Here is a 21,199-nt window from a genome sequence, read left to right on the forward strand (position 1 = left end):
AGTTACGGCTGATAAATTAAATTAATAATGGAGCTTCCATCAATGAAAGGCGATATCGGCGTCATCGGCTTGGCCGTTATGGGTCAAAATTTGATTTTGAATATGAACGATCGCGGTTTCAAAGTCGTGGCGTACAACCGGACCACCGCTAAAGTAGACGATTTTCTCAACGGCGCAGCCAAAAATACCAATATTATCGGCGCATATTCACTGCAAGATTTGGTTGATAAATTAGAAAAACCGCGCAAAATCATGATGATGGTACGCGCAGGTTCTGTCGTTGACGACTTTATCGAGCAACTTGTCCCGCTTTTGGAACAAGGCGACATTATTATTGACGGCGGCAACGCCAACTATCCCGATTCCACCCGCCGCACCCACGAGCTGGCGGCAAAAGGCATCCGCTTTATCGGCGCGGGCGTTTCCGGCGGCGAAGAAGGCGCGCGTCACGGTCCGTCCATCATGCCCGGCGGCGACGAAGCCGCATGGCCTGCCGTCAAACCCATCTTCCAAGCCATCTCCGCCAAAACACCTCAAGGCGAGCCTTGCTGCGACTGGGTCGGCCGAGACGGCGCGGGCCACTTCGTCAAAATGGTACACAACGGCATCGAATACGGCGACATGCAGTTGATTTGTGAAGCGTACCAATTTATGAAAGATGGTTTGGGCCTGTCTTATGATGAAATGCACCAAATCTTCAACGAGTGGAACAAAACCGAACTGGATTCTTATCTGGTCGAAATTACCGCCGCGATTTTGGGTTACAGAGATAAAAACGGCGAACCTTTGGTCGAAAAAATCCTCGATACCGCAGGTCAAAAAGGTACAGGCAAATGGACTGGCATCAATGCCCTCGATTTGGGTATTCCGTTGACCCTGATTTCCGAAGCCGTATTTGCACGTTGCGTGTCCGCGTTTAAAGACCAACGCGTCCAAGCAAACAGCCTGTTTGGCAAAACCATTACCCCGATTGAAGGCGACAAAGCCGCATGGGTGGATGCTTTGCGTCAAGCCCTATTGGCATCCAAAATCATTTCTTATGCACAAGGCTTTATGCTGATCCGCGAAGCCAGCGAAAACAACGATTGGGCATTGAATTACGGCAATACCGCCCTCTTGTGGCGCGAAGGCTGCATCATCCGCAGCGCGTTCTTGGGCAACATCCGCGACGCATACGAAGCCAATCCTGATTTGGTCTTCTTGGGTTCCGATCCTTATTTCAAAGGCGTATTGGAAACCTGTCTGCCTGCATGGCGTAAAGTGGTCGCCAAAGCGATCGAGTGCGGTATTCCGATGCCTTGCATGGCTTCCGCCATTACCTTCCTTGACGGCTACACTTACGAGCGTCTGCCAGCCAACCTGCTGCAAGCACAACGCGACTACTTCGGTGCGCACACTTACGAGCGTACCGACAAACCGCGCGGCGAGTTCTTCCATACCAACTGGACAGGCAAGGGCGGCGATACCGCTTCAACGACATACGATATTTAATTTGCCCGGGCAAACAAAAGGCCGTCTGAGTATTTCAGGCGGCCTTTTTATAGGGTTATCCACAATGAAGAATGAAACAATTTAACCTATTTTATAGGTAACTTTATGAAATAAATAAGGATTAATAAAGACCGTCTGAATAGTTCAGACTGCCTTTAAAATTGTTCACAACCTTATCAACAGGTTTTCCATAGATTAAACCAGATTTTGCGGATTGCCGGCCACGAAGCGGTTGATGTTGTCCAAAAGGATGTCAAATAGGCGGTTGGCGGCCTCTTGGCTTGCCCATGCAATGTGAGGCGTGACGATGAGGTTGGGCAGTCGGGCTTTCAGCAGAGGATTGCCGTAGCGCGGCGGCTCTTGTGTCAACACGTCAAAACCTGCACCGCCGATTTGGCCGTATTTCAACGCCGCAACCAAAGCGGCTTCATCGACCAAGCCGCCGCGCCCACAGTTAATGAGGATGGCGCCGGGCTTCATCTGTTGCAACTCGGCTTCGCCTATCATGTTTGCCGTTTCCGGCGTGAGCGGGCAATGCAGCGACAGCGCGTCGGCAGTGCGGACGGCTTCGTCAAAGGAAACGTAGCCGTCGCGGACGGTTTCGGCGTGTTTGTGTTCGACGAACAAGACCTTCATTTTGAACGCCTGTGCATAAGTTGCCAGTGTCTGTCCGATGTTGCCGCGACCGAAAATCGCCAGAGTTTTACCGTTTAAATCGCGCATAGGAGCGCCGAGGTGGCAGAAAAACGGCGAGTTTTCCCACAAGCCTGCCGCAACGTCGCGCTGATAGGCAGGCAGGTTGCGCATCAGGGTAATCATCATCATAAACGCGTGTTCCGCCACGGATTCATTGCCGTAAGCGCGGATATTGCACACTGCCGTACCGTTTTGTTTGGCAGCCTCAACGTCCACATTGTTGACGCCTGTCGCCGTAACGGCAACCAGCTTGAGTTGTGGATTTTTGGCAAATGCTTGGGCGGAAATCACGACTTTATTGGTAATCACAATGTCTGCGCCGCGGATGCGCTCCAGCGTTTCGTGCGCTTCGGTTGTGCCGTAGCTGCTCAATGTATGTGGAAAATCGAAATCAAACGGGCGGTTGACGAGGGTATCGCGGTCGAGGACGACAATATGGAGCGGGTTCATAAAATTCCTATCAAAAATAAAATATCGATTTATAAAATCTAAATCAGAATAAAGGATTTAAAATATACGCGTTAGTTGATAATAATTATTATATAGCGATTCAAACATCAATGTATTAGGAAAACAGCATGAGACCTTTGCAAAATTCCTTTCCTTCCAACAGCCAAAACCCCAAACACAGGTTTTCGGCTGTTTTTGTTTCAAATATCCACTGATTCTACCCTGATCCCCCTTGGATGCCTGATTATCAGGTATCCGGGGAGGATTAAGGGGGTATTTAGGTAGAATTAGGAGTGATTTGTGGCGAAAACAGCCGAAAACCTGTGTTTGAGTTTCGACTGTCAGCGAAAAGGTGAAGAGAGGTACTTTGCAAAGGTCTCAACCTGAATATGTCAACCAAATCAGCGACAAGCTCGGAGAATTTTTTGGTCGGACGTTGACATAGGAGTTTCAATTCTTATAATTCAGCAATAGATACTGATAAGATGAAAATCTTGGGGAATATATCATTAAAATTAATTTATTAAGGAGATAATTAATGAATATTACATTAGGTCGAAATCATCAAATCAATTGTGATAAAAAGGACCTTTACAAGTTTATCGGCTATTTGGCAAATCATCCTAATGATGTAAATTTGGTTTTTGAAAAAAATAGTGTGCAAGGTGCTTGGGGTGATGAGGGACGTATACAGTTTTTCTCAAGTAAAGCACAAAATATTTTTGTGCCACTAGGATTTAAATTTACGGCAGGCGTAGGTAATATTGCATATAGGCTAAATTGTAATGAGCTTTTTGAAATGCTATCTCAGTTAGGTTTTGTTTCTGGTGGAAAACAAAATCTTTCAACAATAAAAGCAAATATTCCGTCTCAATTTCATGCAGAATTTGATGCTGGTGCGAATATGTAAATTCTAATTTAAAACACGAATCTGCTTCATGAGATTCGTGTTTTTTATTTTTAAAATATTTATTTAAAAATCAAACATTAAAATACGATGCTTCAATGTTTCGTAACTCATAGAAACATCAAACTGATCTGTATTAAATCCTGTATTGAGTACATGAATAAATTCATGGTAATCGTAATTGCCTGTATTAGCACGGTTATCTTGCTCAATACTGTCCAATTTCGCCATCAGGCAAATACGCTGGTAATGTTTGTCAATAACGGCGGTTTTATTGCTTGGGTGAGCCAAATTGAAATGCTGGTTTGGTGTCAGGCAAATCAGATTTTCAGGCAGCGATGCTAAATCAGGAAATTCGCTTGCCATAAAAATATGATGTGCCTGATTGGCTTCTGTGGGATCAAAACGTTGAACTTCGCTGGTTTTGTGTAGCGTTTTGACAAATTTTTTGGCTTTATTAACTAAATAATTCAAATTTGCGGCATTTGCACTATCGGCAAATAGAGCTTGAGCTTCTTTGCGAGTGAGCGATTTTTCTTTGCCTTTATCTCGCCAGTTTAGGCGATTGTAATAAAGCTCGTCTAATGTAATGGGGGTATTGGAAATACTCCCTTTTCTTGTGCCAAAAGTATTATGTTTATAAGCCAATGGATTAATGATTTTGGTAAAAATACGGCGAACTTCTACTTCGGTATTTTTGGGTGTGTTTTGGATAACAAGATCGGTAAACGCCGTTTTCATACTTTCAAACGTATTTTTATTAGGCTGGGCAAAAAAATCGGCAAATTTTGGATAAATACCACTGTCTTTTAATAATTTTTCACTAAATGCTTGGATGAAATTTAGGGCATTTCTTTCACGATTGGCAATATATTGCAGGATTTTATTATTCTGTACGCCGTACCGATAGTATCTAGAAAACTTTTCTTCGCTTAATACGCCACAATAGCTCAGCATTTTAATCGGTTGTGAAAAAAATTTATTGTATTCGCTACCGGCATTTTCAATGGATGGTTTTTTAAATACGGCGGTGGCGATATATTCGGCATAATCTGAATAACGAATATCGTTAATGCTAAATATTTCTCCAATCTTTTCAACATATTCGCTGATACATTCTGCTACGGCACATAATACATCCGGGGTTACTTTTTGATCGGTAAATGTGCCGAGTTTATGTGTTCTGATATCTAAATTTAAGTTAGAAAAATAATTTTCCATATTCATTTTTTACTTCTCTAATCTTTTAGCAATCCGAAAAAAAACACGGAATGATTGTCTATATTCATTGAACGAGAACCATAATTACGGGCAACACGGTAAAACTGCTCAAATTCGGGAGTTGCATAGTATGCGAGATCTCGTTGGGTTAGGATTTTTTCGTGTTTTTTCATTGTCAGTAGGGCAACCGAGCCATCAGCAATACTGTTTTCAGGCAAAAATGCTGCCCGAGGTTTGTAAGTCAGATTGGGAATCATCACGACATTTTTACGGTTAATAAATTTGCCGACAGAAAAAGGGGCAACTGAATCCACATAACTATCATAGCCCTCAATATCAATAATCTCGTTGTTACCGATATTACGGGATTTTAAAACCCGAACATTGCCACTATTCTGTGTATGCGATTTGGTAATTTGGCGATCTCGGAATGATTGAAATACATTAAATTCCAATTTTTGTGCAATTTGATCAAATTCACTATTACGATAAATCAACCAATAAGGGAAATTATCAGAAAAAAAATAGTTTTTACAGTTTTGTATCAACGTTTCTTGGATATGGCTTTCTATCGTAATATGTTGATTGTCTTTGTCGGTTTGATCGGCAATAAAGGCAATCGTCTCTATTTTTACGCCTTTAAATGCTTTCTCGCCGTAATCAATAATGCGGTTGATATTGGCTGTGATAAGTTGTTGTCGGGTTATTTGAAACTCGGGGGCGTTAATCACACTTTTGGGAACAACCAAAGCCACGGTTTTACTGAGCGTCAGAGCCTTATCAATAAAAAATGAAAAAATATTTTGCGTATCTTTATTGGTAGCATTTTTACGGTATAGTGCCAAATTTTTATCACTTGCCTTAACTTTGCCGTATGGTGGATTGCCGATGACTAGATCATAGTTTTCAGGCAGCGTTGCGGTTAAAAAATCCTGATGAATAATATTGAACTCAAATTTACTGCCTAAATTTAATTTTTTCAGCAGCAATGACAGGAGATTTAAACTGTTTGAGTCAATATCCACCAAATCAAAAATAACTTTTTCTTTGTCTGCATATTTTTTTGCCAGTAGTGGAATGAAATTACCAATGCCGACAGAGGGTTCTAAAATCCGTAAGTTTTTTTTCTTTTTGAAATCAGGAAGAGCATTAACCAGTCCGAAAGCAATATCAATACGGGTAAAATAAGCAGCCGTTTCGCTACGGGCAGCATTAGCGTATTCAGCAATTTGCAAAAGCCGACTGAATGGATATGCGTCAAAATGTTGCTCAATAAATCGGTAGAGATTATCGGCAAGGGATAAATTTTCTCGTTTGATTAAATTTTGAATTTCCGTCATTGACAGTTCGGACTGTTGCAAGGCTGCCTGAATGTTTTGTGCGACATTGGCCAAAACAGCGGTTGGCACAGATTCACCGATACAATGGCGGATATTCAGCTCTTCTTTTTTCAAAAAGGTTTTTTTCTCATCAAATGACAGTGCATTAAGCTGTTTTTCATCTTGTGCCGTCCATTTAAATGATGGCGGAATTGACATCATACGCATGAGTTCACGCACGGAAAATACACGGTTTTCAGTGGGGTGGATGGTGTTTTGGCTGGCTAAAATGTCATTACGGGTATGGATGCACGGACCCTCACGATCTAAAAACCAACGGGCGTATTTGTCTCCATTTTTGTTTTGATTGTAGATAATTTCACCATTTTTAATTTGATGGGGAATGCGTGCAGGATCAGTATTTTGGAAAGCTGACTCGCCTTCTTTAAGCTGTGCAATCCACGGCAACATACGGCGATCAAATTCGCGATAGCTATGGTAAATATCATCATCGCTAATTTCGCCCATTTGCATTAAAGGCGGCAGGTCAGCCAGCAATGTACGCAAGGTTTTTGGCGGTGTTTGCTTGGGGAAAATATCGTACGGCGTAATGTGATGAATATCTTTTCGCACGCCAATCACCAGCGTTCTGGTACGACTGGAATTTGCACCATAATCTTTAAAATTTAGTACGTTGGATAGAATGTTGTAATGTCCGCCCAAATTTGACCAAATGGCTTCCTCAATCGGCTTTTCTTGATGATCGGTATCGGTGCAGGGTGTATTTAAAAAGGCTTTGACGTTTTCAAAAATAAAAAATTTGGGCTGAACTTCCCGAACGATTTTGATTGATTCCACGACCAAAGAATTTCTTGCCATTTCATTATTTTTTTTATGGTTGGCAACCGACATTCCTTGGCAAGGTGGTGTGGCAATCACAACATCAATTTCAGTATTCCAGCGTCGAATTTCGGCAAACAGTTTGGCTTGGGTTTCAGGCAGGGTAATATCGCCAGCAATATAACCTGAATCAAAGCGGCATTTTTGATTATATTTTTGGATTTTTAGGCGTTTTTCTAAAAGTTCGTTGGTTGCTACGCATTCAAAACCATTGGTTTTAAAACCATAGCAACCAACGCCTGCACTGCTAAATAAACTGATGTAGGTGGGTTTTTTGTTCATATTTATGATGAGTTGAAACAACTGTTCTACAAAAAATGCGTGTATTTTATCATAGAAGGCAAGGTAAAACACGCCATGCAATGATTTACTATATTGATTTTTCATCAAAAAAGTGCTGTTTGAACGGATATACAGCGGTGTTTTTTGCAATGCGCTTCAAACTTGAGGTACGTTTTTAATAGAAACACCGTCTAAACGCCAACCTGAGACCTTTGCAAAATCCCCTAAATCCCCACCAAGACATTTAGGGGATTTCTCATGACCACCTTCTTCCAACAAACCGCCCAAGCCATGATTGCCAAACACATCGACCGCTTCCCACTATTGAAGCTGGATCAAGTGATTGATTGGCAGCTGATCGAACAGTACCTGAATCGTCAAAGAACCCGTTACCTTAGAGGCCATCGCAGCCGTCCCGCCTATCCTGTCGCCGGTATTCCCTAAGCGGTACGGCAACCTAAAACAAATGCCGTCTGAACTTCCGTTTCAGACGGCATTGTGTCCGAATGACTCAATATCTTCCGCTTTTTTCACTTTCAATAATCAGATATGCCCAAATCACCGCCACCCAAGCCGACACCGTTCCCATCGCCAGCAAAAAATGCTGCCAATCCGTCATTGGCAGCACAGGGCAACGGCTGCATTCGATTTCCGCACCGCCCAACAACCGGTACAGCAGCATATCCGCAATCCAAAGCAACAACGGGTATTTCAAACGCTGCAACCAAAAAACCAACCACGTCCACACGGTTTACCTTCCCCTATTCCGACAACGATATTGTACCGCTTCCGTGCAATGTTAAAATAAGCCCACTTCTACCGCCGTACAAAACACCATGCTCACCGATTTAGAAAAAAACGCCATCCGCGACCATTACCAAAATATCGGCAAAAACCTGCCCGGTTTCCGTCCGCGCGCTTCGCAGCGGGAAATGATTGCGGCGATTGCCAACGCTTTTTCGCGGACGTTGACGCGTGAAGAAGGCGAAGAAGCGCCCAAACGTGAGGGCGAGAGCATTGCCGTGATCGAAGGGCCGACCGGCGTGGGTAAATCGTTGGCCTATCTTTTGGCCGGCGGCATCATGGCACAAACGCGCGGCAAACGGTTGATTGTCAGCAGCGCGACGGTGGCTTTGCAGGAGCAGTTGGTTGACCGCGATTTGCCGTTTTTGGTCGAAAAAAGCGGTTTGGAGCTGACCTTTGCGCTTGCCAAAGGGCGCGGCCGTTATCTTTGCCCGTACAAACTCTATCAACTGACGCAAAACAACGCTCAGCAAAACCTGCTTGGTTTTGAAGCACCGGAAGTGTTGTGGGACAGCAAACCCAAGCCGGAAGAATTGAACCTGCTGCGCGACATTGCCGATGAATTTTCCGCCCGCCGCTTTAATGGCGACCGCGACGCTTGGCCGGAAAAAATCGATGATACGATTTGGCTCAAAGTTACCAACGACCGCCACGGCTGCCTGAAATCCGCCTGTCCCAACCGTGCGGAATGTCCGTTTTACCTGGCACGCGATGTCTTGGAAACCGTCGATGTCGTCGTTGCCAATCACGATCTTCTGCTTGCCGACATCAGCATGGGCGGCGGCGTGATTCTGCCTGCGCCCGAAAACAGTTTCTATTGCATAGACGAAGCGCACCACCTGCCCAAAAAAGCCCTCAGCCGCTTTGCCGCCGAACATTCATGGAATATTGCCGTTTGGACACTGGAAAAACTGCCGCAGCTGACCGGCAAAATTGCCGCGCTTACCGATAAAGCCGAACTTGCCAACCTTGCCGACGAAGCTGCCACATCCTTACTCGACAGCCTGCATGAATGGCAGTTTCACTTAGCGGAAGAGCCGTCTTTAAGTCTGGGGTCGTCTGAAAACGACAGGCGGAAACACAACGAACCGACTTGGCTGTGGGAAGACGGCAAAATCCCCGAAGGCCTGGAAACCACAGTTTCCAATACAGCCATTGCTGCGCGCAGCCTGCTCAAACACGTTATCGGGCTGAACGATGCGCTTTCCGCCGCGCGCCGCGAAAAAGAGCAGGACGGCGCGCTCCTCGACCGCCTGACCAGCGAGTTCGGCCTTTTTATCGCCCGTATCGAACAAATCAGCGCGGTTTGGGATTTGCTCTCCACCGTTCCCATTGAAGGCGAAGAGCCGTTGGCGAAATGGATAACCCGCCATGCCGACGATAAAAACGACTATATTTTCAATGCCAGCCCCATCAGTAGTGCATCCCACCTTGCCAACAGCCTGTGGCGGCGCGCGGCAGGCGCGGTGTTGACTTCGGCCACCCTGCAATCGCTCGGCAGCTTCAACCTGATTTTGCGCCAAACCGGCCTATTATGGCTGCCCGAAACCACCACGCTTGCTTTGGAAAGCCCGTTTAATTTCGATACGCAAGGCGAGCTGTATATTCCGCCCGTACACGCCAGCCCCAAAGACCCTGATGCGCATACGGCCGCCATTGTCGAATGGTTGCCGAAGCTGGTTTCGCCGGTTGAAGCCATCGGTACGCTGGTGCTGTTTTCCTCGCGCAAGCAAATGCAGGATGTCGCCTTACGACTGCCTGACGAATACTTGCCGCTTCTGCTTGTACAAGGCGAGTTGCCCAAGACTGTCCTGTTGCAAAGGCACCATCAAGCCATTGCCGAAGGCAAAGCCAGCATTATTTTCGGCCTCGACAGTTTTGCCGAAGGCCTCGACCTGCCCGGTACGGCCTGCGTGCAAGTCATTATTGCCAAGCTGCCGTTTGCCATGCCGGACAATCCTATCGAGAAAACCCAAAACCGTTGGATTGAACAACGCGGCGGCAATCCTTTTATCGAAATCACCGTTCCCGAAGCCAGCATCAAACTGATCCAAGCCGTCGGCCGCCTTATCCGTACCGAACAGGATTACGGCCGCGTGACCATCCTTGACAACCGCGTCAAAACGCAACGCTACGGCCAGCAATTATTGGCCTGTCTGCCGCCGTTTAAACGGATAGGGTAGTTGTGGATAATTTAAAAAACAAAGGCCGTCTGAAACCAAATGTTCAGACGGCCTTTTATTCATTTCAAGCTATAAATCCAATTTCATGACAGATACGGTTTCCCCGTTGTGCCAAGTCTGGGTGATTTCCTTCCAGCCGAACTTTTCATACACGGCCTGCACATCCGGCGTATAGAGAAACAGATGCGGCAAACCCAGTTCGCGTGCTTTATCCAGACAAAACGAAACCAGCTGCCTGCCTACGCCCAAACCGCGAAATTGCGGCAAAACGAACACATCGCCGAGCCAATATTCGTACTCGGGAAAACACGCCATATCAAACCGCTTTAATGCCGCCGAACCCATCAGCCGCCCTTCCTTATCCACAGCCGCAAACGCCATCGGCAAATCATCCCCATTAAGACACTGCGCGTAATACGTACGGATTTTGTCCAGAGACGACCACGGCGCAAAATCGTGCCATTCCTCAAACAGCGCGAGGGCTAAAGACTCGACAAATTCAGGCTTCAGACGGCATATGTTCATATTGGCTCCTCTTGTTGTACCGCATAGGGATTATTTTCACAGTATAGGCCGTCTGAAAGGTTAACACATCTTAAAAAATCAGCGTAAAACACGATAAACCCGCCGCCAGTCCCATTCAAATCACTTATAATTCTGCCCATACCGCACACAAACAAAAGAAGAACATCATGGCCAAGAAATTTCCCATTTTCCCGAAAAATCCCGAGCGTATCTGCTGGGGTTGCGACAAATACTGCAAAGAAGACGATTTGCAATGCGGCAACGGTTGCGAGCGCATCCAACATCCTATCGAGTTGGACGGTCGCGACTGGTATAAAAAAGGCGACTGGAGCAATTTGTTGAGCGAAGAGCAACAAATCGAACTTGGACTGAAAGAAGCACCCAAGCCAGCCAAACTGCATATCAAACTGCCTTTGAAAAACAAAACAGCTTAAACGGTATGCCGTAAACAAACGAAATAAAAAGGCCGTCTGAAACCTGAAAAACAGGGATTCAGACGGCCTTTGCGTTGTCGGATTATGCCTTCACATAATGCACAAACGCGTATTCGATGCCTTTGGCGGAAACATGGTTTTCCCGAGAGGCTTCTTGCCATGTTTCTGTGGAAAACTCAGGAAAAAACGCATCGCCGTCCACATCCAAACCGACTTCGGTCAAACGCAAATCGGTGGCAATCGGCAGGGCTTGTGCATAAATTTGCGCGCCGCCCATGATGATGACTTCTTCAACCCCCTGACACAAAGCCAGCGCATCTTCCAAAGAAGCCGCCGTTTGCGCACCTTCGGCCTGATAATCTTGGCGGGTGATGACGATATTTTGACGGCCGGGCAGAGGTTTGCGCGGTAGTGACTCCCATGTTTTGCGGCCCATAATGACGGGTTTGCCGGTGGTGTAGGATTTGAAAAAGGCAAAATCCTCGGGCAAATGCCAAGGCATGGTGTTGTTGATGCCGATACAGTGGCGGGCGGCGTAGGCGGCGATAAGGGTGATTTTCGGCATGATGAAGTCCGTTTGCAAAATAAAATGATTATAGCGGAAGGGATGCTGGATTAACGGAATATCCGTTGTTTTAAAAATGTTTCAACATTTATGAAATAGATATTTAAAATGCTTAATTTTGACAAAAATCATTTATTGTTCATTTTTTTTAGGTATATAATAAATATCATACCAAATAAAAAGGAAAGGAAAAAATGATGAGAACTTTTCATGTTTCTGCTTTGACTGCTTCCCTGTCTTTGATGTTGGCTGCCTGCGGTGGCGCAACAAGCGGCTTGTCGAATGCCGTGACCGAACCGCTCAATCCGCATCCGAAAGGCGTGTTGTCCGTTGAATTGAACGAATCCGTCCCTGAAAACGGTACGTTGGATCTGACGGCCAACGGTAAAACGCAAACCCTGAAAAAAGGCGACAAACTCGATACCGGCTTTTTGAAAACCGATAAAGTGTCCTCTTACGACTACGCCCAAAAAATTAAGGTAAAAGGCCAAGTCATCACTTTGGAAACGGGCGACTTCCAAGTGTATAAACAAAATTATTCAATAGTTGCCGCGCGTTACGCCAAACAAAAAGCCGATGACGCAGGCAAGTTGCAAAACCTCGATACATACACATTCACCGTCGGCGAAGTCCAAGGCGATGAAACCGCTTACCGCAATTTGCCCAAACAAGGCAGCTATCAGTATTCGGGCATTGCGTTTAACGGCGATGACCGCAGCGGCCGTCTGAAATACACCGTCGATTTCGATAAAAAACAAGGTTACGGCAAAATCAGCGGCATGGCTCCCCACAATAATGTCGACCTGCTTGCAGCAGGCATTGCCAATAACAATGGTAAAGCCGCCATCAGCGGTAAAACCAGTTTGAACGGCGTGGAAAACGGCCGTTATGATTTGAAACTCTTCGGTCCGCAGGCTGAAGAAATTGCCGGTAAGGCGCAAATCAAAGTTCGTGACTCTACCAAAGAAATTGGTTTGGCCGGTAAGAAAGAATAGGAAACAAGGCCGTCTGAAAGGTTCAGACGGCCTTGTTGTGACAAAAAAAGCAACGGCTCAAACCGTTGCTTTTTTCATGCCAACCTAAATTACAGGCTGCCCAAGATAATGCGCAATACGCGACGCAACGGCTCGGCAGCACCCCACAAGAGTTGGTCGCCGACAGTGAATGCGCTGATGTATTCACCGCCCATTTCCAGTTTGCGGATACGGCCGACAGGAACAGACAGCGTGCCGGTAACTTTGGCAGGCGTCAGCTCGTGAATGCTGGCTTCTTTTTCGTTGGGGATGACTTTCACCCAATCGTTTGCGCCTGCCAAAATCGCTTCGATTTCGGAAACAGGCAGGTCTTTTTTCAGCTTCAGGGTGAGGGCTTGGCTGTGGCAACGCATAGAGCCGATACGCACGCACAAGCCGTCGATTACGGTCGGATTGTCGCTGCGGCCGAGGATTTTATTGGTTTCCACGCCGCCCTTCCATTCTTCTTTGGACTGGCCGTTGCCCAAGTCCACGTCAATCCACGGAATCAGGCTGCCGGCGAGCGGTACGCCGAAGTTGGCTTTCGGATAGTCTTCGCTGCGCAAGAAATCGGATACTTTGCGGTCGATGTCGAGAATCGCGCTGGAAGGATCGGCAAGCTCGTCCGCTACTTTGGCGTGAATCGCGCCCATGCCGCTGATGAGTTCGCGCATATTTTTCGCGCCCGCGCCGGAAGCCGCTTGATAGGTCATGCTGGTTGCCCATTCGACCAAATCGTTTTGGAACAGGCCACCCAAAGCCATCAGCATCAGGGAAACGGTACAGTTGCCGCCGATGTAGTTTTTCACGCCGTTTTTAAGGCCGTTGTCGATGACGTTTCGGTTGACCGGGTCGAGGACGATAATCGCGTCGTCTTTCATGCGCAGGGATGATGCCGCGTCAATCCAGTAGCCGTTCCAGCCGCTGTCGCGCAGGGGTTGGAAGACGGATTTGGTGTAATCGCCACCCTGACAGGTAACGATAATGTCCATTTTTGCCAATTCGGCAACATTGTTGGCATCCAACAATGTTTTGGCTGCCTGACCGAAATCAGGGGCAGCGCCGCCGACGTTGGAAGTGGTAAAGAAAAACGCTTCGGGAATGTGGGCGAAGTCGTTTTCTTCTTTCATACGCTGCATCAAAACAGAGCCGACCATACCGCGCCAGCCGACGAAACCTACTTTCATGTGCTACTCCTTGAGAAGAAAATCCTGATAAGTTTTATAGTGCATTAACAAAAACCGGAACGGCATCGCCTGCCACTTTGTTCAGATTTTTGTTAACCCACTATAACAAAGGGGAAAACAAACGTTTTAACGCCGTCAGCGGAAAATGTAAAGGTTTTTATCGAATTTTTTTAGAATGATGGAAAAATAGGTTAAGATAGCAATGAAATTGCATCTCATTAAATAGCACAGAGGAAGATTAAATGAGCGAAATCAATTTGTCGGATTTGCCTAAAACGGAAATAGTAGATGTCCATATTGCTTCAGTATGGTCACGGGTCGCGGCATATTTGTTGAATTATTTATTTAATGTAATTATTTTTTTACCCTATTATTATATTTTATATACTGAGACAGCAGCAATTGCCAAGCAGAAAAATATTCCTTTTACACCAGATCTTATAACGAGTGTCAGTATGCGGGCAGATATGGCTCAGGTGGGAGGATTGAGTACTATCGTATATTTAATTGTCGGTATTGTTCAGCTTTATTATATGGGCCGTTATGGTCAATCCTTGGGTAAAAAGATCATGGGTATTCGTGTATTAAAAAGCAATGGCAGCAATCCGGGTTTTCTTGGTACGGTGTTAGTACGAGAATTAGCATGGGGCTTGATTGTACTTGTCATCTTGATTTCTGCATACTTTGTATTAAAAGTAAACATTTTAATTTGTTCCCTACTGATTTTACTGATCAACTTCATCATGCTCTTCTCCGTCAAACGCGACCGCCGCACGCTCTACGATATGCTGGCCGATACGGTTGTCGTCAAATTTCCGCCGCGCCGATAAATGGCTTTTTTGTGTTAAAATCAGCACTTTCCAACATAGGCCGTCTGAAAAATAGCTTTCAGACGGCCTTTCGACACGCTATTGATTCCATGAAAAAACACCTGTACCGCATCACGCTCGTCAGCATTGCCGCGGCCATTCTTGCTGCCTGTCCGAGCAAAAGCATTAAAAACCTTCCCGAAACCGACACCAGCGTTATCAAAGGCCCTGACCGCCCCACCGGTACGCCTGACCCCATCGGTACGACAGTGAGCGGGGGAGGAGCAAACTACACCGTTGTTTCCTACAACGAACTGCCGCACTGGAGCACCCAACACTTTGCCAAAAGCCTGCAATCTTTCCGCTTAGGCTGTGAAAAACTCAAAAACCGCCAAGGCTGGCAGGACGTTTGTATCCAAGCCATGCAAACGCCGGCGCACCATTTCCAAGCCAAGCACTTCTTTGAACGCTATTTCACCGCATGGCGCGTCGATAACGGCGGTAATCCTGCCGGCACCATTACCGGCTATTACGAACCGGTCCTGCACGGCGACGACAAGCCCACAAGCCAATCCCGTTTCCCTATTTATGGCATTCCGAACGATTTTGTTTCTGTTCCGCTGGCTGCAAACTTGAGAGGCAGCAAAGCCACCGTCCGCATCCGCCAAACCGGCCAAAACAGCGGCGTCATCGACAATAGCGGCACATACACGGCCGATTTGTCCAGATTCCCGATTACAGCACGCAGCACTGCGCTGAAAGGCCGTTTTGAAGGCAGCCGTTTCGTTCCTTACTACACCCGCAGCCAAATCAACGGCGGCGCGCTTAACGGCAAAGCGCCGATTTTGGGTTACGCAGATGATCCGATCGAACTTTTCTTTATGCACATTCAAGGTTCAGGCCGTCTGAAAACGCCGTCCGGCAAATACATCCGCGTCGGATTTGCCGATAAAAACGAACATCCGTATGTTTCCATCGGCCGCTATATGGCGGACAAAGGCTATCTGCCGCTGGGTCAGACCAGCATGCAGGGCATCAAGGCCTATATGAAGCAAAACCCCGGCCGCCTTGCCGAAGTTTTGGGACAAAACCCAAGCTACGTCTTCTTCCGCGAGTTGACCGGCAGCAGTGATTCCGGCCCGGTGGGCGCATTGGGTACGCCGTTGATGGGCGAATACGCCGGTGCCATCGACCGTCACTACATCACGCTTGGCGCACCATTATTTGTCGCCACTGCCCACCCGACCACCAAAAAAGCCCTCAACCGCCTGATTATGGCGCAAGATACAGGCAGCGCGATTAAAGGCGCGGTCCGTGTGGATTATTTCTGGGGCTATGGCGACGAAGCAGGCGAAGTGGCCGGCAAAATGAAAACCACCGGCTATGTATGGCAGCTCCTGCCCAACGGCATGAAACCGGAATACCGTCCATAAACAGCGGTTTAAAAAAAAAGCCGTCTGAAACCTGAATCTTGGTTGCAGACGGCCTTTTTATTTCTATAAAAATGCGGCAGGTTTTTAAAACCTGCCGCGGTATGGGGACATACAGCTCGGACGGTAAGCCGGGTTCTGTCGCGGACAGTCATTCCTCTAGGCACATCATTGCTGGTGTGCTCAAGCAACCTACCCGAACGCTCGGCGAGCAGCGTCATCGCGTTCTGTTTGGTCTTGCTCCGAATGGGGTTTAGCCTGCTGCGCTTTGTTACCAAATGCACGGTGCGCTCTTACCGCACCTTTTCACCCTTACCTGTTTTGCCCAAAGGCAATCATCGGCGGTATTGCTTTCTGTTCCACTTTCCGTCGCGTTGCCGCGCCCGGCCGTTAGCCGGCATTCTGCTCTATGGAGCCCGGACTTTCCTCCCCGTATGCCTTACGCGATACGCGGCGACTGTCTGTCCGACCTGTATGAGTCGCGGATTATAGCACAGTCGCCATAAGGTTCAGACGGCCTAAATATTTATTTTTTCTTTTTAAATGCTATTTCGGTTAAACCCAATTCCTGTGCTTTTTTGCGGACTGCGGATTCGGGCATTTCGCGTGCCAGGCGGCTGGTGCAGTATTCGGTCATGGTGGTGGCGCAGGCTTTGAAGTTGCCGGTAAAGTCGCTGGCGGCACTCAAAAATGGGATGAGGCGGCCGGCCATGATTTCTTCGGCCGGTGCGTCTGTTTGGGCGGATACGCGCCCGGACTCGACCGCCGAGAAAATTTGTTCTGTAAAGCGTCGGGCGAAGTTTTCTTCTGTTTGGCAGTCTTGAAATGCAGTGTTTTCATGTTGGCAGACGAGGGTAACTTCGCCTTCCGCTTCTTGCAGCGGTTCGGCCAAATCGAGTTTGAGGGTTTGCTTGTCGGTTTGCAGCCAGGCGGTTCGGCCTTGGGCTTTGATGATTTTGCCGTAAACACCGATGGCATCGTTTTTGGGGATGTTTTTCTGTTCGGCAAGTTGTTGGGCCGAGAATAAGGGGGCTTGTTCGGCAAATGCGCCGCCGGTTTCGTGTTTGAAGTAGGCGGCGAGGTCTTGTTTGATGAGGGCTTGGGTCAGCAGTTTTTCGCCTTCGGTCAGGCGGTGTGCGAAGCCGTGTGTTTTTGGGGAGGATGCGGCATCTGTGGTCTTGGTGTCCGGTGTGCAGGCGCTTAGGAATAAAAGCAGGGGAAGGATGTATTTCATGGTTGGTCTCTCAACAGGCTGTCTGAACATATGGTTTCAAACGGTCAGCGTTGTTTATCGATAATGATAAACCCGGCGCGGATAGACGGGATAAGCCGGATGGTTGTGAACGGGCTGGCTGTCTTGGTAAATGACGGTCGTTCCCGGCGGGGCGTTGATGGTTACGGTTTTGTTGATGGTGGTTTGCGAGTGGACGGGCAGGTCCAAGACGGCGGTGCGCCCATATGGAGTCTCGGTATAGACGCACGCGCTCAGCAAGAGGGTGATGCTCAGGGCCAATGCCTTCATGTTTCAGACGGCCTTATTTGAGCAGGTTTTTCAAGGCCAGGCGCACGCCTTCGCCGACTTCCGTACCTTTGGGAATGCCTTTAGTGGCGGCTTTGGCTTCGCGTTCGTTGTATCCGAGGGCAAGCAGGGTGTTGATGATGTCTTGGCTTTCGTCGGCAACGGCAGCAAGGGCAAACAGGCCGTCTGAAACGGTATGGGATACAAGTTTGCCGCGCAGTTCCAACACCATGCGTTCGGCGGTTTTCTTGCCGATGCCGGGGGCGGAGGAGAGGCGTTTGACATCTTCTTCGGCAATGGCTTGCGCCAGCTCGTCGGCATTCATGGCCGACAAAATGCCCAATGCGGTTTTGGCACCGATGCCGCTGACTTTGACCAGTTGGCGGAAGGTGGCGCGTTCCTCGGCTGAGGCGAAACCAAACAGCAGATGCGCGTCTTCGCGGACGACAAGCTGGGTGTAAAGATGGACGGTTTCGCCAACGGAGGGCAGGTTGTAGAAAGTCTGCATGGAAACGTCGGCTTCATAACCGACGCCGTTGACGTCGATAACGACCTGCGGCGGATTTTTCTCAATCAATTTGCCTGTGAGCCTGCTGATCATGGTGTTCCCCTGTGATTAAAAAAGGCCGTCTGAAACCTTGTAATCGGGTTTCAGACGGCCTTGTATTGTATCAAACTTCAGCGGTAACGCGGACGAAATCAGATGGCGGATGCCAGGTTCATATGACGGGCGCGTTCGCCTGCTTCGGCAGCACGTTCTTGGCTGCTGAACGGACCCATTTTGACAACGTATTCGTAGTTGCGTTTTTCAAGCATGACTTTGCTGTCCGACGGCAGGCTTTGTGCGGCTTGGTTCAAATAAGCCTGTGCTTCGCGTTGGGTACCGAAGGATTTCAAATCAACAAAAAATTCTTTGTTGTTTGGGGAAATAATGGTTTGAGCGGCGGTTTGTCCGGGGATGATTTGTTCAACTTTGACGTTGGCCGAGCCTTGGTTGATGAAACCTAATTGTTGGGCGGCGGCTTTGGAAACATCGATGACGCGGTTGCCGTGGAAAGGGCCGCGGTCGTTGACACGGACGATGACGCTTTTGCCGTTTTGCATATTGGTCACGCGTGCGTAGCTGGGAATAGGGAGGGTTTTGTGGGCGGCGGAGAGGGCGTTCATATTGTAACGCTCGCCGCTGGAAGTTTTACGGCCGTGGAATTGGTTGCCGTACCATGAGGCTTTGCCGGTTTGGCTGAAAGAGGAAACTTTGGTCAGCGGCGTGTAGCGTTTGCCGGCAACTTTGTAACTGCGGTTGGCAGAAGGATGCAGTTTTTCGACTCGGACCACGCTGTCGGCAACGGCGGCATTGATGGAAAGGACGCCGATGGTGGCGGCGGCTAAGGAAAGGAGGGTTTTTTTAGTAAAAGTCAAAACGGGTTCCGTTCTTGAGTTGATAACGCAGCGGTTTCAGACGGCCTGTTATACGCCGCCGGCAAAACCGTTTTGTCGCCATGCTTCAAATAAAATCACGGCGACGGTATTGGAAAGATTCATGCTCCTGCTGTCGGGCATCATCGGCAGGCGGATTTTTTGTCCGGCAGGCAGGCTGTCGAGAACTTCAGCAGGCAGGCCGCGTGTTTCGGGACCAAACAGCAACACGTCGCCTTTGCGGAAGGAAACTTCGTCGGGGCGGGTAGAGCCTTTGGTGGTCAGCGCGAAAATGCGGCGGCCTTCGAGTGCCTTGAGGCAGTCTTCGAAATTCTCATGTACCGTCAGTTTGGCAAACTCGTGATAATCCAAGCCCGCACGCTTCATTTTGGACGAATCCAGAGGGAAACCAAGCGGTTTGACCAAGTGCAAATCAGCACCGGTATTGGCGCACAGGCGGATGATATTGCCCGTATTGGGCGGGATTTCGGGTTGGTACAAAACTATGGTAAACATATAAATCAATCACTTATAGATTGGCATAATGCCGAAATGTTCCATGGGTGTCAAAAACTTTAAGCTATTTTTTCATTGGCGGCCGCGCCAAACTCCAGCAAAAAATCTTACCTGCGCCTGATTTTTTCAGCGTTTTCGCCAATTCGTTTAAAGTCGAGCCGGTGGTGAAGACATCATCAATTAACAGAATATTACACGCCTTCGGCAATTCGGCTTTGATTTCAAATGCATTCTTGATATTTCGCAGACGTTCGTCGCTTTTCAGCGTACTTTGCGGCTCGCCATGCCGTCTGAAAACTGTGTGACGCGGCAGCAGCGTCCAGCCGTAGCGTTTTGCCAAAATATCTGTCAATACCTCGCTTTGGTTGAATCCGCGCTTGAGCCGCCGCTCTTTGCTCAAAGGCATGGGCAGGACGAAATCGAAGTGTTCCGTCGACAGCCAGTCCGGTGCGTTTTGGCTCATCAAATCCGCCAACGGACGGCTCATGCCCAAGTCGGCCAAGTGTTTCAGCTCGCGTATCATGCTGCTGACGGGCGGTTCGTAATACAGCGAGGCCCACATTCTATCAAATGCGGGCGGCTTTTTCTGACAATTGCCGCACACTGCCCCGCCCGCGATATGGCGGAAACACAAAGGGCAGCTTTGTGCCGCGTCGATAAAATATTCCGTCAAATCGTTTGCGCAGCCTCGGCAAAGGCCGTCTGAAACGGAATCGTGGCATAATACGCAACGTCGCGCATTGAGCTGTTTCAAACTGCGCCACCAAGAAAGAACATTCATGCCACACTCCGCCAAAAAAGTTTATCTGATACACGGTTGGGCGGCGAACCGCCATGTATTCGACGATTTGATACCGCGCCTGCCTGCCGATTGGGACATCCGCGCGCTTGATTTGCCCGGACACGGCGATGCGCCTTTTGCCGAACCGTTTGATATTGCCGCAGTTGCCGAAACCTTCGCCGGACAAATCGACACGCCGGCACACATTCTCGGCTGGTCGCTGGGCGGACTGGTTGCCCTGTATCTGACCGCGCTTTATCCCGACAAAATCCGATCGCTCTGCCTGACGGCAAGTTTTGCCCGATTGACTGCCGACACGGATTATCCCGAAGGTTTGGCGCAACCTGCCTTGGGCAAGATGGTCGGCGCATTCCAGCAGGATTATGCCAAACATATTAAACAGTTTCTACAACTGCAACTGCTGCACACGCCGAATTCCGGCGAAATCTTAAACCGGGTGCTGCCCGATTTGGCGCGTTGCGGCACGCCTTCCGCCTTACAGGCCGCGCTTGAAGCGGTCAACCATGCCGACGCGCGTCCGCTGTTACCGCTTATTCAAACGCCGTCATTGCTGGTGTTTGGACAGAAAGACGCGATCACGCCGCCGCGCATGGGCGAATATTTACACCGCCATTTGAGCGACAGCGAGCTGGTCCTTATCGACAAAGCCGCACACGCGCCCTTTTTAAGTCATGCCGCCGAATTTGCCGAAACTTACCGCAATTTTGTCGAAAAGGTCGTCTGAAAAATA

General features: G+C 48.2%; 21 protein-coding genes, 1 other RNA gene and 1 pseudogene. 9 read left to right on the top strand and 14 right to left on the bottom strand.

Annotated elements, in window-relative coordinates:
• The first annotated feature begins 42 nt into the window (after window positions 1-42).
• The gene (gene gnd / locus ACTHSQ_RS08495; protein ID WP_440371815.1) at window positions 43-1,491 is read left to right on the top strand and encodes a decarboxylating NADP(+)-dependent phosphogluconate dehydrogenase; all 1,449 of its coding nucleotides are present in this window, start codon (window positions 43-45) and stop codon (window positions 1,489-1,491) included.
• Between the two features lie 195 nt (window positions 1,492-1,686).
• On the opposite strand, the gene ACTHSQ_RS08500 is transcribed toward gnd, so the two are convergent.
• The gene (locus ACTHSQ_RS08500) at window positions 1,687-2,637 is read right to left on the bottom strand and encodes a D-2-hydroxyacid dehydrogenase (RefSeq protein WP_440371816.1); all 951 of its coding nucleotides are present in this window, start codon (window positions 2,635-2,637) and stop codon (window positions 1,687-1,689) included.
• 538 nt (window positions 2,638-3,175) lie between these two features.
• On the opposite strand from ACTHSQ_RS08500, the gene ACTHSQ_RS08505 reads away from it, so the two are divergent.
• Window positions 3,176-3,547, top strand: a complete 372-nt coding sequence (locus ACTHSQ_RS08505; RefSeq protein WP_002244400.1) for a hypothetical protein — start codon at window positions 3,176-3,178, stop codon at window positions 3,545-3,547.
• 63 nt (window positions 3,548-3,610) lie between these two features.
• On the opposite strand, the gene ACTHSQ_RS08510 is transcribed toward ACTHSQ_RS08505, so the two are convergent.
• Both ACTHSQ_RS08510 and dcm read right to left on the bottom strand, forming a co-directional pair.
• On the bottom strand, window positions 3,611-4,771 hold the full coding sequence (locus ACTHSQ_RS08510) for a restriction endonuclease (protein ID WP_293187294.1): 1,161 nt from the start codon (window positions 4,769-4,771) through the stop codon (window positions 3,611-3,613).
• A gap of 11 nt (window positions 4,772-4,782) precedes the next feature.
• Window positions 4,783-7,371, bottom strand: a complete 2,589-nt coding sequence (dcm, locus tag ACTHSQ_RS08515; protein ID WP_440371817.1) for a DNA (cytosine-5-)-methyltransferase — start codon at window positions 7,369-7,371, stop codon at window positions 4,783-4,785.
• Window positions 7,372-7,524: 153 nt separating this feature from the next.
• Here dcm and ACTHSQ_RS08520 point away from each other — a divergent pair.
• A pseudogene (locus tag ACTHSQ_RS08520) lies at window positions 7,525-7,695 on the top strand (IS5/IS1182 family transposase); the annotation flags it as partial.
• A gap of 82 nt (window positions 7,696-7,777) precedes the next feature.
• On the opposite strand, the gene ACTHSQ_RS08525 reads toward ACTHSQ_RS08520, so the two are convergent.
• Entirely contained in the window at window positions 7,778-8,014 is a 237-nt protein-coding gene (locus tag ACTHSQ_RS08525; protein ID WP_440371818.1) for a hypothetical protein, read from the bottom strand.
• Between the two features lie 88 nt (window positions 8,015-8,102).
• On the opposite strand from ACTHSQ_RS08525, the gene dinG reads away from it, so the two are divergent.
• Window positions 8,103-10,253 (top strand): ATP-dependent DNA helicase DinG, encoded by a 2,151-nt coding sequence (gene dinG / locus ACTHSQ_RS08530; RefSeq protein ID WP_440371819.1) that lies wholly within the window; start codon window positions 8,103-8,105, stop codon window positions 10,251-10,253.
• A 69-nt stretch (window positions 10,254-10,322) separates the two neighbouring features.
• Here dinG and ACTHSQ_RS08535 read toward each other — a convergent pair whose 3' ends face one another.
• A complete protein-coding gene (locus tag ACTHSQ_RS08535; RefSeq protein WP_440371820.1) occupies window positions 10,323-10,778 on the bottom strand; it encodes a GNAT family N-acetyltransferase in 456 nt (151 codons plus the stop codon).
• A gap of 167 nt (window positions 10,779-10,945) precedes the next feature.
• Here ACTHSQ_RS08535 and ACTHSQ_RS08540 point away from each other — a divergent pair, with 167 nt between their 5' ends.
• Window positions 10,946-11,212, top strand: coding sequence for a DUF3079 domain-containing protein (locus ACTHSQ_RS08540; RefSeq protein ID WP_308112082.1), 267 nt, complete (start codon window positions 10,946-10,948; stop codon window positions 11,210-11,212).
• An 82-nt stretch (window positions 11,213-11,294) separates the two neighbouring features.
• Here the strand turns inward: ACTHSQ_RS08540 and ACTHSQ_RS08545 are convergent, their stop codons facing one another.
• Complete coding sequence (locus ACTHSQ_RS08545) at window positions 11,295-11,777, bottom strand: dihydrofolate reductase (protein ID WP_440371821.1); 483 nt, start codon at window positions 11,775-11,777, stop codon at window positions 11,295-11,297.
• 197 nt (window positions 11,778-11,974) lie between these two features.
• On the opposite strand from ACTHSQ_RS08545, the gene ACTHSQ_RS08550 reads away from it, so the two are divergent.
• Window positions 11,975-12,772: a factor H-binding protein gene (locus ACTHSQ_RS08550; protein ID WP_440371856.1), complete on the top strand. Its 798-nt coding sequence runs from the start codon at window positions 11,975-11,977 to the stop codon at window positions 12,770-12,772.
• A gap of 89 nt (window positions 12,773-12,861) precedes the next feature.
• Here the strand turns inward: ACTHSQ_RS08550 and asd are convergent, their stop codons facing one another.
• Window positions 12,862-13,977: an aspartate-semialdehyde dehydrogenase gene (asd, locus tag ACTHSQ_RS08555; RefSeq protein ID WP_440371822.1), complete on the bottom strand. Its 1,116-nt coding sequence runs from the start codon at window positions 13,975-13,977 to the stop codon at window positions 12,862-12,864.
• A gap of 242 nt (window positions 13,978-14,219) precedes the next feature.
• Here asd and ACTHSQ_RS08560 point away from each other — a divergent pair, with 242 nt between their 5' ends.
• Both ACTHSQ_RS08560 and mltA read left to right on the top strand, forming a co-directional pair.
• Window positions 14,220-14,807, top strand: coding sequence for an RDD family protein (locus ACTHSQ_RS08560; RefSeq protein WP_440371823.1), 588 nt, complete (start codon window positions 14,220-14,222; stop codon window positions 14,805-14,807).
• Between the two features lie 89 nt (window positions 14,808-14,896).
• Window positions 14,897-16,219 carry a murein transglycosylase A gene (gene mltA, locus ACTHSQ_RS08565; RefSeq protein ID WP_440371857.1) on the top strand — a complete coding sequence of 441 codons (1,323 nt, stop codon included), beginning with the start codon at window positions 14,897-14,899 and terminating at the stop codon, window positions 16,217-16,219.
• 108 nt (window positions 16,220-16,327) lie between these two features.
• On the opposite strand, the gene rnpB is transcribed toward mltA, so the two are convergent.
• The 7 genes from rnpB to ACTHSQ_RS08600 form a co-directional block, all read right to left on the bottom strand.
• Window positions 16,328-16,689, bottom strand: an RNA gene (gene rnpB / locus ACTHSQ_RS08570) — RNase P RNA component class A.
• A 53-nt stretch (window positions 16,690-16,742) separates the two neighbouring features.
• On the bottom strand, window positions 16,743-17,450 hold the full coding sequence (locus ACTHSQ_RS08575; protein ID WP_308904910.1) for a hypothetical protein: 708 nt from the start codon (window positions 17,448-17,450) through the stop codon (window positions 16,743-16,745).
• A 54-nt stretch (window positions 17,451-17,504) separates the two neighbouring features.
• Window positions 17,505-17,738 (bottom strand): methionine-binding protein, encoded by a 234-nt coding sequence (locus ACTHSQ_RS08580; protein ID WP_308904909.1) that lies wholly within the window; start codon window positions 17,736-17,738, stop codon window positions 17,505-17,507.
• A 13-nt stretch (window positions 17,739-17,751) separates the two neighbouring features.
• The gene (gene ruvA / locus ACTHSQ_RS08585; RefSeq protein WP_440371824.1) at window positions 17,752-18,336 is read right to left on the bottom strand and encodes a Holliday junction branch migration protein RuvA; all 585 of its coding nucleotides are present in this window, start codon (window positions 18,334-18,336) and stop codon (window positions 17,752-17,754) included.
• 98 nt (window positions 18,337-18,434) lie between these two features.
• Entirely contained in the window at window positions 18,435-19,154 is a 720-nt protein-coding gene (locus ACTHSQ_RS08590) for a septal ring lytic transglycosylase RlpA family protein (protein ID WP_440371825.1), read from the bottom strand.
• 48 nt (window positions 19,155-19,202) lie between these two features.
• The gene (trmL, locus tag ACTHSQ_RS08595) at window positions 19,203-19,667 is read right to left on the bottom strand and encodes a tRNA (uridine(34)/cytosine(34)/5-carboxymethylaminomethyluridine(34)-2'-O)-methyltransferase TrmL (RefSeq protein ID WP_003686711.1); all 465 of its coding nucleotides are present in this window, start codon (window positions 19,665-19,667) and stop codon (window positions 19,203-19,205) included.
• Between the two features lie 64 nt (window positions 19,668-19,731).
• A complete protein-coding gene (locus tag ACTHSQ_RS08600; protein ID WP_440371826.1) occupies window positions 19,732-20,448 on the bottom strand; it encodes a ComF family protein in 717 nt (238 codons plus the stop codon).
• Here ACTHSQ_RS08600 and bioH point away from each other — a divergent pair.
• The gene (gene bioH, locus ACTHSQ_RS08605; protein ID WP_440371827.1) at window positions 20,447-21,193 is read left to right on the top strand and encodes a pimeloyl-ACP methyl ester esterase BioH; all 747 of its coding nucleotides are present in this window, start codon (window positions 20,447-20,449) and stop codon (window positions 21,191-21,193) included. The two genes, ACTHSQ_RS08600 and bioH, sit on opposite strands and share 2 nt — an antisense overlap.
• Window positions 21,194-21,199 lie beyond the last annotated feature (6 nt).

It is taken from the genome of Neisseria sp. P0009.S008 (assembly GCF_051958615.1).
GTDB lineage: Bacteria > Pseudomonadota > Gammaproteobacteria > Burkholderiales > Neisseriaceae > Neisseria > Neisseria subflava.